The organism is Bacillus cereus group sp. BfR-BA-01355, from assembly GCF_022663675.1.
Classification (GTDB): Bacteria; Bacillota; Bacilli; order Bacillales; family Bacillaceae_G; genus Bacillus_A; species Bacillus_A thuringiensis_S.
In genome coordinates this window covers 1-11,381 of the sequence record NZ_JAKUFY010000142.1, presented here as the reverse complement: position 1 = coordinate 11,381, position 11,381 = coordinate 1, and the positions used below count along the sequence as shown (strand labels likewise).

Below are 11,381 nucleotides of genomic sequence, written 5' to 3'. Positions count from 1 at the left end.
CTTCAGCTACAAATGGTTTAAGAACTCCAAAGTTTTGCTCATAAAATGCTATTGGATTTTCTTCTGCAACTTTTTTATCTCTTGAGCAGCTTGCTGCTTCTTCTTTTGTTTCTGTTTTTTTTTTTTTTTTTGTTTCTGTTTCTGTTTCTTCCTTCATAGGGGTATCGAAGCCCCTTACAAGCCACTCAAAACGAGCTTGAAAGTACTCCTTGATACGTGGAATTTTAAAATCTTGCTGCTTCTCTAGCTCTAAGCAATTCTCATAAAAATCAATTAAGAAATCCTCATCCTTAATATTCTGGATTTCTTTCAATACACACTTTTCAATATTCATATTGGTAATAGCATTAAATTTAAGCCAATTAAGTAGCATGATTTCTTTTGTCTTTTTGTTATAGTTGATTTTTTCATACTCCGCAAAACGCCCTAACAGCTTCTCAACCGTTTCCCGATTGTATCCTGTATCCATTTCTATAACGCGCAATGGAAGCTCATAAATTCCACTTTGGGACGTCTTACTATTAGTCATTAGGTATAAATAGAAATATTTCTCCTCTGGTGTAAGATCTAAAACAAATGCATCTTGCCAATATGAAACTTGAACAGGTCTATAAACTGCCATATTATTCATCCTCCATTGTTTTACTAGGTTTGCTTTGATATACTTAATCCAATTCAATTTTTAGAAAGACTCTCTATCAGAGTCTAAAATCTATCACTCTGCCAAGTGATAGATTTTTTATTTTCTTCGACTAACTACTGATGCATTAATCCCCTGCCCTTGAAGGCTTTTAACAACTACACGATAACTCTTTGATACATCGTGATCCTCTTTTTCATTACGAAGGCTCTTGAATTCTTTTGCGCATCTATTTAATTCCTTCTCCCAATGATCTGCTTCATCTAATGAACTAGCATTGAACATGTTATGAATACATGTCACCATACAGTTATGTAATTCATTTGCAAAAGCAAAATCACCTGGTAGAACTAAGTCGAACAGACGATTACATTCTACTTTCATAATTTGCTCCCCATTTTTAATAATTTGATACTGTACGCATCGTTATGACCAGAATGTAATGTATATTAAGCGGTTAGAGTTAACAAATCTTTCTGGTCATAACGACAAGCACAACAGCTTGTCGCACTAAATTGTTATATGCTATAATTTATCTACTGTCATGATTGGCTATCGCAGGCTACGCGGTGGCCTTTCCTTTTTTCTTTTTGTTTTTCAAAACAAATGCTGCTTCTATAATTCGAATTCTTATCTCCATTAATTTCTTCTCTTGTTTTAAATCCCTAGCTTTCATATAGTCCCCACAAACTGCTGCAATTCTAATATCACCATATAAATTTGCTTCCTTACGAATTAGCGTTTTATATTGATTTAAAGTTGGACTTGCATAATCAATTGTCATAACTTAAACCTCCCCACTAAAATAATTAAATTAACCTTTTATATACTTCCTAGCTCGTAATGATACTTTCCAGTACTTAAAAATTTCTTTCATTGAAAAACCATATTGATCACATAGGACCGCTACGAGGCTCATCATTGAACCTGTAGCATCCAGGATTTCATGCATTACCTTTTTCAAATCCTCTTTCTCTCTTTCGGACCAAGTTTGTGAAGGCTTAGACCAACATACTGTATCGAGTTGTTTCAAAGCTTCATTTGTTTCTTGATTGACCATATACCTCATGCTTGTAGGATGGAGATCTATGTGATCTCCATTGAAGAACGGGATACTTACATCCCCTGTTGCTTCATTCCACATTTTAAAAAACAACTGCGGATCATCAATTCCTTCAGTAATGCATTTTCGTAAATCTTCTGGTAATCGTCGCTGTTCAGTTTCATATTTTGCTAGTGACTCACGACTCACGGGGATTTCTAAGGAGAGTTGTTCTTGGGTGATTCCCTTTCGTTTGCGTGCCATAGCAATTTCTTTTCCTATGGACATCGTTTACTTCCCCCATTCGTACCTAAAGCATTATTTATTTGTGACAACTTACTATGGTAATTTACTATTAGACGGATTCTTTAAATGGATTGTAATACTCTGTATTGTTTTCTACCCAGTCAGTATGATTTTCCATCCACTTAAAAAGAAGGTGTGTAGGAATAAGAACTCCTGCTTCGCGACATACTGGAAAATCAGAACGGTTTAATAACTCAGATGCTTTAGTGCGTTTAATATGTAATAATGCCATCAATTCTGTAATAGTTAAAAATGGTGGTAATTCTTTCATTGGTTGAAGGTGCTCAGTTGCTTTTTGCACTTCTTCACGGATGATTTGACGGAATGATTCAATGTCGAAATTGATCATAGCTCCCTCCCTCTTTTGCTATTTTAGCAAATTTCATTTTAAAAAAAGATCCTCTATTTTGCAATCTAATACTTTTGCTATGAATGGCAAATGATTTGCCTTAAACATATACTTTCCTTTTTCGTATTTCATATACGTGGAAGCATTCTTAAAACCAAGCACTTCTGCTAGATCTAACAACGTAATCTGTAGTTCCAAACGTCTATTTTGAATAAAATCCAAATTCAACTTCTCCAAACTCCCATCTCCTTTTTTGCTAAAACAGCAAATGTATACCTATATAATATTTTGCTATTACAGCAAAGTCAAGCTTTTTTTGCTATTTCAACAAATCACTTTTTCCATTTTGGAAAAAATGATAAAATACCTTTAGATAATTTAAATTTGACATAATAATGTTTTTAGGAAGTTGGTGAAAAAATGTCAGAATCCACAATTGGCTATCGAATAAAGCAATTACGTGAAAAAAGAAAATGGTCACAAATAGAATTCGCAAAAAAAATGGGGATTAATAATAGTGTGCTATCCAGAATTGAAAGTGGAAAAAGACCTATTGAGGACTCCTTAATTAGCAAAGCTGCTGACATTTTTAACGTTTCTTCTGACTATCTTCTAGGAAGAGAAAGTGATTCTAATAATAGATTATTTGTGGAAAATCTTTTTGAAGATCAAAACTTAGGTCTCTGGTTTAAAGATATTAAAGACGCCTCTCCAGAGAAACAAGAAGAACTTAAACAATTTTGGGAATTTATCAAACAAAAAGAAAACAAACGTTAATTATATGAATAAGCAAAAAAACTCAATAAGTGTAGTTATTTTTGTTTATTCATTTCCTTTTTAAATTATTAAATAAGAATATAACATTTTATAATTATATGCACTAATCTGATAGGACAAGTATTACACCTCTAGTATTACCCTCATTTTATCTGCTAATTACCTGAATTCAAGCGTATGTCTAATATATATAAAACCCTAAATTATTTAAAATTTTGAATATACCTAAAGCTACTCCTACTTTCTGTATAATTATATTCTTATTGAGGAATTATTACTGTTCGCATAACGGAGACTTCCTCTCACATATAGCCAGTTCCTTAAGTTGTTAATAGATAGTGGATTATAATTATATCGATACCCTATCTTATAAGTTTGCCTTCCAATTTTTACTTTTCCATTATAAAATAAGAACGAACGTTCTTATTTTATTTGAATGGAGTGTAAATTTTGTTTCAATCGCAACCCTATTACAATACACAACTTGAAGACTATATCCAGCACTTGTACCAATCCTTATCTATTTTTGTTCCCGAGCAAATTGATATGATGGAGATTGCGAAAAAGCTAAACATTTTGCTGTACTTTGCTCCGTTTGGAAGTCATGCAATGGAAAGAAATCAAATAGCTAACTTAGTTATTGATAATCGTATCTCTCAGCAAGAACAATGGGAGGATTTTGGCCATGAGACCTGTCACATCCTATTTCATACTGGTAATCAATTATTAATGCATCAAATGTTTCTGGAGTACCAAGAAGCAAAGGCTAAAAACTTCGCACAACAATTTTGTGTACCTACTTTTATGTTACGAAAGCTTCCTCCCCTACAGTTAAAAGCATATATAATCTCAGAAAAATTCAATGTAACAACACAATTTGCTGAAAAAAGACTTTTACATTATGAAAATCAATTATTAGCAAGTAAATTACAGAATCAAATATCACAATACTGTAATTTTCAAAAATAATGATTCAGGAGGTATTGAATATGAAAGGAAGTTTTCGTAAACGTGGAAATACGTGGTCTTTTACAATAGATATCGGTATAGATCCGGCCACAGGAAAACGCCAGCAAAAAAGTAAGAGTGGATTTAGAACAAAAAAAGAAGCCCAAAATGCTGCTGCAACGATGATTACAGAGATAGAGAAAGGAATATATTTTGATGACAAACAATTAACTGTTTTAGATGTATGGGAAAAGTTAAAGCCTCTCCGTAAAGCTGAATTAAAAATTACATCTTATGAAAAAGACATGAGCTTAGTTAAGCTCTATATCCTTCCCCCATTTAGTTATAAAAAAATTAAAAGTATTAAGTCTGTAATGATTCAAAGCTACTATGCTGAACTTAAAGAAAAAGGGCTGTCAAATGGTACAATCAGCAATATCCATCGCTGCCTAAGATGCATTTTCAAACACGCTGTAGAATGGGAAATCATACATGATAATATAATGAATAAGGTTAAAAAACCACGTGAAGAGCAAGGTGAGATGAAAACATGGTCGAGCGAAGAATGTAATCGATTCCTCCAGTATTTAAAAGAAAAAAATTATAAGTACCATATGTTCTTCTTACTTGCAATTTATACAGGTATGAGACGTGGAGAATTACTTGCACTAACATGGAAAGATGTTGACTTTGATAATAAACGCATTCTGGTTAATAAATCATTGGTAAAAACAGAAAAAGGACTATTTAAAGCTGCTACAAAAACTAAGTCTTCAAATAGAAGCATTAGTATCTCTTCTTTTGTTATAGAAAAGTTACAATCCTACTACTCCTATAAAAAGAAAGAATTTTTCCGCTGGGGTATACACTTGAATGATGAGGCGTTTATTTTCACCGGCAATACGATACATTCGCCCTTACATATAGATGCTCCCCATCGCTTTTTGAATGATCACTATAAAAAAGCTGGTGTTCCTCGAATTCGTATACACGACTTACGACATACTCACGCTACACTTATGCTTCAGGCTGGAGAACACCCTAAAATCGTACAAGATCGCTTAGGGCACTCTTCTATTCAAATGACTTTAGACAAATATAGTCATATCACACAGAACATGCAGCGACAAGCAGCAGAAAACTTCGAGAGCATAATAAAATCTAATGAAAACATCTGATAAAAAATGAAAAGATTTAATGTGAGCAAAATGTGAGCATCAAGGGAAACCAACACTTATAAACCTTGATATAATAAGGTTTTTCATACTATATCGTTGAATCTTGGGAAAAGAATGAGCAGTTTTAAGGGTGTTTATTTTTAAAACATCAAAATGCCAAATCCCTTATATCACAAAGGATTTGGCATTTTTAAGTATTTAGAACACCTGCTAAATTTAAGGAGAAATTAACAGACATGAGTCCGGTATAATGCCGTGTCCACACCCAAGGATCGGTTACATAAAATAACGTATCTAACCTGGGAAGTCTATTAGTCTTTTCCCCTTATAGTAACACTCTCTTCTACTAAGACCTTTTCTTTCTAGGGCCTACAATTAATTTAATCGCTGTTCTCTCTTCATTATTGATAGAAATCTCTTGAAACGCTGGAACAAAAGCTAAGTCAATACCACTTGGAGCGACGAACCCTCTTGCAATCGCAATTGCTTTAATCGCTTGATTTATAGCTCCAGCCCCAATCGCTTGAATTTCCACATTACCACTTGTTCTTAGTACACCTGCTATTGCACCTGCGACTGAATTTGGGCTTGATTTTGAAGATACCTTTAATATATTTTCCATGTAAGTTGCTCCTTCTATTATTTAATCTCTCTTTCGTTACAATTTTAAATATTTTAGCGTATCTTTAATTACTATTCACACCAAAAACAAACGATGCTTCATATGTACATTTATTCTATTTTTTCTGACTTCTTCCTGCCCAGCTACACAAATAAAAACAAAAAATAAATAATCTAATATACATACGATTAAATATCATAGCTTCACCAAACGATAACATCCATACAGCAAAAGATAATATTGCTGTTTTGTCATACGAAATTAATATAGTAAAGTGAAACTTTACTCAGTGGGGGGTTTTGTTCATCCCCACCTAACTTCTTTGCTTTCGCTGAATTTTGAGGTGGGAGTCTTACTGCTCGGAAAATAGCGGGATAAACGTTTCCTCGTTACTTCAATCCATTTAGAAATCCCATTCATTTTTCTATCAAATTCTGAACCTTATCATCTTCAAAAAGTGTTAAAGGTAATACCCCAATACTACATTTCATCATTTGACCACTTTATATTCCAAATCTATCTCCTTTTATAGTACAAGCATACACGCCAATTGTGATTCATTTTCATAAACTATTATGTGTTTTACATTTATTAAGAATAGGAGGTAATATATTGGGTTCATACTATCATTCTTCAAACTCGTATAAAAAATGCTCATGCAAATCTTCTTCCAGTTCAAATAAAAAATGTTCATGTGACCATTCACATAAACGAAGCTGTCCTGCATACGGAACTTTTTGGCAAACTGAATTTATAACTGTTCCTTTTGGCAACCCTTTTCCATTTAATCACGTTGGACCTTTAGCAGGAGGCGTTTCCTTACTAAACCCTACTACTATACAATTTAGACAAGCTGGTGATTATAGAGTTTCGTTCATTTCCAGTATTAATACTACTTTAAATCCTGTATTTCCACATATCCCAGTCATAACTATATTTTTAAATAACAATCCACTTGCTAATAGTCAAGGTGACTTCGCTATTCAAATGAATACTTCATCAAATAACGAATGTCTTCAACTCGTTGGCGAAACGATTGTTACAGTGCCAGCTAATTCAACTCTTCAACTTAGAAATAATAGTGGCTTTAATCGTCAAAGTATTGTAACTTGTGACAATGGTATAAATTCAGTTGAATTAACAGTTACAAAACTAAGTTAATATTATTTCTTCACATTCAGATGCTATTTCAGCATCTTTTTTTATTGAATAACAGTTTTCTTCGACTTTTATTATCTCTCATCACGCAAAAAAAGTGCAGAATTCTTTCTAACACAAGATTTCTGCACTTTTATATTATGCTTATTTATTCTTCCTTATTTCTCTACATAAACCGACTTAACAATCGTACGATTATATGGTTTTCCTTCTTTATTCATCCCTTTTATATCCATCGTAACGTTATATACTCCCGGTTGTTTTATATCTTTCAAAGCACCTGTAAATGTATTCGTATTAACATTTTGTAATTCATTAAATTCAGAGACTAACTTACCTTCTTTATTAACGACTCTTACTGTTATGGAAAGATCCCCTTTCATTTCAGGTGCCATTGGTGATTTTTTCAGTTTATACTCAGGTTTATTTACTTTAACTTTTGTAGGTATTTGAAGAACAAATGGTGCGTCATTCTTGTAATCGCTTACAACTAAATATGCATCTTTCGACTGCTTCGCCATCATTTTGATTTTCCATTCGCCTACTTCCAATTTATCAAACTTAAATGTTCTAATTGTCGCCCCATTAAAGAAAGATTCGCCTTCACCAGTAGTTATAGCGCTATCTTTATTTGCATATATTTTTCCTTTTGGAGATACCATTTGTACTTCTACATCAGAAGAAGCAGTTAGTACAGAAACGATTCCTTCCGCTTTTTTATCAACTGTAACGGTTTGCTCTATCCACTGATTTTGTGGTAATTCGCCTCCTAAAATATTTTGATTTGAAGTTGTATTTAATTGTTCTAGATCTTCATTTGAACTAGTGCTGGATGCTACTAAAGCTGGTAATTCCACATTTGTCGTACGTAAATATGGTTCGATTCGTGTAAAAACAGCTGATCCTTTTCTTATATTGTCATGATCAAATCTGGAATCTGTAAATAAATGTGTACCGTACGATAGCTTCGCACTCCATTCATTTACTAGTCCATCATTTGAACCGTACGATGATAAATATAACCCGCCCATAGATAATGCAGAAAATGTTGGCCCCCAGCTAGTCCCAGTAGCCGTATAGTAACGGTTTAATTTAGCTGCTGGGTTATTATCTATTGTTGAACGAAACTTTGCCATTTCACCTATTTGTAACGAGTACGTACCATCATCTTTTTGACCTAATATAGAAGCTAGCCACCCTGCCCACCAACTATATGACAAATCTGCTAAATTTGAGCCGTGATGCGGTGTAGCAAGTGTAATAACATTTCCAACAAATCGATTCGCATCATATTCAACTAATGCGGCTTGTGTATCAATACCACCTTTACTATGCGCTACAATATTAACTTTTTTACCGAAATGATTATATATTTCTTCAAGTTTTTGTGCTAACAGTTTTCCGTTATCCCACTGACTAGCCGAACCTTTCCCCGCAGCATCATATAATTGTATAAACACTGTTTGATAGCCTGCTTTCAAAGCATAATCATACATATCATTTATATCATGATATACTGTCTTTCCATACCAACTATCCGCATTACCATTTCTTCCTTGTACAAAGAGAATTGGTGGTTTATTCTCATCATAATTAGCAGGTTTTTGGCCTAAAAACCATTCCCCAGGTGTAAATACTTCTGTGTCAGGAAACCCCTTTCCAAGCTCTTTTACAACTTCTGCCTGTACATTTGTGCTAATCGTTGGAGCCATGATAAAAAATACAATTAGTAAGGCCACACATCTTCTCATCAGTCTCATATTACTCCCCCTATTTTTTTGAAAGAAGGTGTTCTTTATAATATTTTATATTTTCCCTTCCTTAATAATAGCTAATCTTTGATTTTAAAAAGATGTTAGCCCTATTTTTAGAAGGTTACTAGTTGTGTACCCTCTTCCTTAACTCTCGTTATTCTCTTTGTTTCTACCTCTTCCTTTTGATAGAATACGACAAAAAAGTTTCTCAATAATTGTTAACTTCGCTACATCCAGATATTTTTTAAATCATTATTGTTTATATAAAGCATACAAATCTTGAAAAAATTTTAGTAAAAAAACATTTTATTACTAGTTAGTTATTTAAAAACATAATAAAGATATGTACTTTCTTTTCATTAAATACAAAATAATTTTAAAGGACCCTATATTGTAAGGCTTTCCTACAATTAAAAATCAAACTGAAATTTCCGAATAAACAATCATATTTCCAGAAACATATATTATGATAATTTCCGCGCACTTGAATTAACCTTGTAGAAGTACTAACCTATCGGTGAGCAGAAGAAAATTCTGTAAAAAGAAAGGAGAATACTTTATGATGACCAATTTACAAAAGGAGTTTTTTGAACGCTTAAAAATTCCTGCAAAAGAAATAACATTTGATGATTTAGATGAAATCTTATTAAAAATGGGAATGATTCTCCCCTATGAAAATCTTGATATTATGGCTGGTACTATTAAAAATATCTCAAAAGATAACTTAATAGAAAAGTTACTTATTCAAAAACGAGGTGGACTTTGTTATGAATTAAACTCCTTATTGTATTATTTTTTAATTGATTGTGGGTTTCAAGTATACAAAGTAGCCGGTACTGTTTATGATCTTTACGATAATAAATGGAAGCCCGATGATGGTCATGTCATTATCATATTAAGTCATGAGAATAAAGATTATGTTGTGGATGCAGGTTTTGCATCTCATCTCCCTTTACATCCAGTCCCTTTTAAAGGAGAAGCCATCTCCTCTCAAACAGGAGAATATCGAATTCGTAAACGAAATACTCGAAAAGGTACGCATATTTTAGAAATGAGAAAAGGAGCTAACGGAGAATCTACAAGTTTCTTACAATCTGAACCTTCAAATGAATGGAAAATAGGTTATGCTTTCACTTTAGATCCAATAGATGAGAAAAAAGTGAATAACATTCAAAAAGTGATTGTAGAGCATAAAGAATCTCCTTTTAATAAAGGAGCTATCACTTGTAAATTAACTACTTATGGTCACATATCGTTAACAAATAAAAATTACACAGAAACCTTTAAAGGCACCAAAAATAAACGACCAATAGAATCTAAAGATTATGCTCGCATTCTTCGTGAATCTTTTGGAATAACGCAAGAGAAATATGTAGGAAAAACACTAGAAAGAGGTTAGTTGACTAGAAGTATTTCATAATAAAGCAGATTCTATATTTAGAATCTGCTTTATTTTATATTTTGTTATAAATTAATTTAATTTTGTTGTTACCCTTTAATTTTCAATTATATACTCATCATCATATTTATCGTATTGTAACCCTTTCCCTATCTTTGATTCTGTAACTTGATCTCTTAAAAACGGTGCAGCACCCATTTTGCTAGTTGCAATTTCAATTCCATATTTTTTCGTTAAATGAGCTAACTCTATTAAAAACCACTCTCTTCGCAATGTAACTGGAATATCAAATGTTTTTCTTTTCATATATAATAGCACCTCTTTTATTTTCATAGCTTAAAAACATCACTGGATGCACTTATTAAAACTACCTTCCACCCCTAACATCCAATGAAACATTATAGTATATGCATGTCCATTTCAAACGTGCTATCACAAATATGATATTAAAGTTTACATAATTATATTATGTAATAATAGAAGAGAAAGGCATGTCCCTTCCTCTTCTATTATAGATATTTAAATTAAGAACATCTTGGTACACCTAAAGCTAAAAATAAACCTGCTACTCCCGCAGTAATCGGTACTTTTAACGTAATAACATCGTCTACCTTCGTTACTAAAAAGTAAGCATTACCTTCTTGTAATATACAAGTTACCAACAATTGAAATTCCATTCAAATCTCCTCCTTTCAATCGATATACTATAATTTATGAAATCTCTTTCAAAAAGTAATAGTAAATATATCTATTTTCCCTTATATCCAAATAAATGTTTATAAGTCTAGTAAAAATATTAATTTTCTAAATTTATATAAAACGTGTAATATCCAATAAGTTCCTATATAATCAATAAGAAAAATCTTACAAATGGAGGTATGAAAATGGCGATTTTGAGTAATATTGGTGCAGCTTTATTTTTTATTGCTTTTATTCTTTTAATCTTATGTATCATTTCATTCTTTAAAAAAAATGGAAAAGCAAAACAATATGGACGTCCTACCGTTATTCTTTTTATGATTTCAATTATATTAATAGTGACTGGTACAACAAAATCTGAACACCCAGTCATCGAATTTTTTGCTATTTTAAGTTTCATTCTATTTATATTCTTCCTTGTACTTGCAATATTATCTGTTATTAAGAAAACAGGTGTAGCAAAAAAACAATTTATTATTACAGCCGTATTATTTGTCATTTTTGTTGCG

14 protein-coding genes and 2 pseudogenes are annotated in these 11,381 nt (G+C 32.3%); 6 read left to right on the top strand and 10 right to left on the bottom strand.

Features of this window, described 5'->3' with window-relative positions:
• From MR167_RS28280 to MR167_RS28255, 6 genes and pseudogenes are all read right to left on the bottom strand, one after another.
• Positions 1–622: pseudogene (locus tag MR167_RS28280) on the bottom strand (DnaD domain-containing protein); the annotation flags it as partial.
• A gap of 117 nt (positions 623–739) precedes the next feature.
• Entirely contained in the window at positions 740–1,024 is a 285-nt protein-coding gene (locus MR167_RS28275; RefSeq protein ID WP_076537216.1) for a hypothetical protein, read from the bottom strand.
• A 178-nt stretch (positions 1,025–1,202) separates the two neighbouring features.
• Positions 1,203–1,424: a hypothetical protein gene (locus MR167_RS28270; RefSeq protein WP_000151152.1), complete on the bottom strand. Its 222-nt coding sequence runs from the start codon at positions 1,422–1,424 to the stop codon at positions 1,203–1,205.
• A 30-nt stretch (positions 1,425–1,454) separates the two neighbouring features.
• On the bottom strand, positions 1,455–1,970 hold the full coding sequence (locus MR167_RS28265; protein ID WP_242316031.1) for a helix-turn-helix domain-containing protein: 516 nt from the start codon (positions 1,968–1,970) through the stop codon (positions 1,455–1,457).
• Positions 1,971–2,037: 67 nt separating this feature from the next.
• Positions 2,038–2,337, bottom strand: a complete 300-nt coding sequence (locus tag MR167_RS28260) for a DNA-binding protein (RefSeq protein ID WP_078183122.1) — start codon at positions 2,335–2,337, stop codon at positions 2,038–2,040.
• A 33-nt stretch (positions 2,338–2,370) separates the two neighbouring features.
• Entirely contained in the window at positions 2,371–2,574 is a 204-nt protein-coding gene (locus MR167_RS28255; RefSeq protein ID WP_016091031.1) for a helix-turn-helix domain-containing protein, read from the bottom strand.
• 183 nt (positions 2,575–2,757) lie between these two features.
• Between MR167_RS28255 and MR167_RS28250 the strand changes: the two genes are divergently transcribed.
• From MR167_RS28250 to MR167_RS28240, 3 genes are all read left to right on the top strand, one after another.
• Positions 2,758–3,114, top strand: coding sequence for a helix-turn-helix domain-containing protein (locus tag MR167_RS28250; RefSeq protein WP_000004574.1), 357 nt, complete (start codon positions 2,758–2,760; stop codon positions 3,112–3,114).
• 450 nt (positions 3,115–3,564) lie between these two features.
• The gene (locus MR167_RS28245) at positions 3,565–4,083 is read left to right on the top strand and encodes an ImmA/IrrE family metallo-endopeptidase (RefSeq protein ID WP_061457108.1); all 519 of its coding nucleotides are present in this window, start codon (positions 3,565–3,567) and stop codon (positions 4,081–4,083) included.
• Between the two features lie 20 nt (positions 4,084–4,103).
• Positions 4,104–5,240: a site-specific integrase gene (locus tag MR167_RS28240; RefSeq protein ID WP_061457107.1), complete on the top strand. Its 1,137-nt coding sequence runs from the start codon at positions 4,104–4,106 to the stop codon at positions 5,238–5,240.
• A gap of 346 nt (positions 5,241–5,586) precedes the next feature.
• Here MR167_RS28240 and MR167_RS28235 read toward each other — a convergent pair whose 3' ends face one another.
• Positions 5,587–5,862 carry a stage V sporulation protein S gene (locus tag MR167_RS28235; RefSeq protein ID WP_000427801.1) on the bottom strand — a complete coding sequence of 92 codons (276 nt, stop codon included), beginning with the start codon at positions 5,860–5,862 and terminating at the stop codon, positions 5,587–5,589.
• Between the two features lie 612 nt (positions 5,863–6,474).
• Here MR167_RS28235 and MR167_RS28230 point away from each other — a divergent pair.
• Positions 6,475–7,023: a hypothetical protein gene (locus MR167_RS28230; protein WP_000536156.1), complete on the top strand. Its 549-nt coding sequence runs from the start codon at positions 6,475–6,477 to the stop codon at positions 7,021–7,023.
• Between the two features lie 155 nt (positions 7,024–7,178).
• Here the strand turns inward: MR167_RS28230 and MR167_RS28225 are convergent, their stop codons facing one another.
• Positions 7,179–8,780 carry an esterase/lipase family protein gene (locus tag MR167_RS28225; protein ID WP_001238696.1) on the bottom strand — a complete coding sequence of 534 codons (1,602 nt, stop codon included), beginning with the start codon at positions 8,778–8,780 and terminating at the stop codon, positions 7,179–7,181.
• Between the two features lie 553 nt (positions 8,781–9,333).
• Between MR167_RS28225 and MR167_RS28220 the strand changes: the two genes are divergently transcribed.
• Positions 9,334–10,173, top strand: coding sequence for an arylamine N-acetyltransferase family protein (locus MR167_RS28220; RefSeq protein WP_000988895.1), 840 nt, complete (start codon positions 9,334–9,336; stop codon positions 10,171–10,173).
• A gap of 96 nt (positions 10,174–10,269) precedes the next feature.
• Here the strand turns inward: MR167_RS28220 and MR167_RS28215 are convergent, their stop codons facing one another.
• Both MR167_RS28215 and exsG read right to left on the bottom strand, forming a co-directional pair.
• Positions 10,270–10,479 (bottom strand): hypothetical protein, encoded by a 210-nt coding sequence (locus MR167_RS28215; RefSeq protein WP_000824195.1) that lies wholly within the window; start codon positions 10,477–10,479, stop codon positions 10,270–10,272.
• 218 nt (positions 10,480–10,697) lie between these two features.
• Positions 10,698–10,850 (bottom strand): exosporium protein ExsG, encoded by a 153-nt coding sequence (gene exsG / locus MR167_RS28210; RefSeq protein WP_000395679.1) that lies wholly within the window; start codon positions 10,848–10,850, stop codon positions 10,698–10,700.
• Positions 10,851–11,057: 207 nt separating this feature from the next.
• On the opposite strand from exsG, the pseudogene MR167_RS28205 reads away from it, so the two are divergent.
• Positions 11,058–11,381 (top strand): annotated as a pseudogene (locus MR167_RS28205) (excalibur calcium-binding domain-containing protein); the annotation flags it as partial.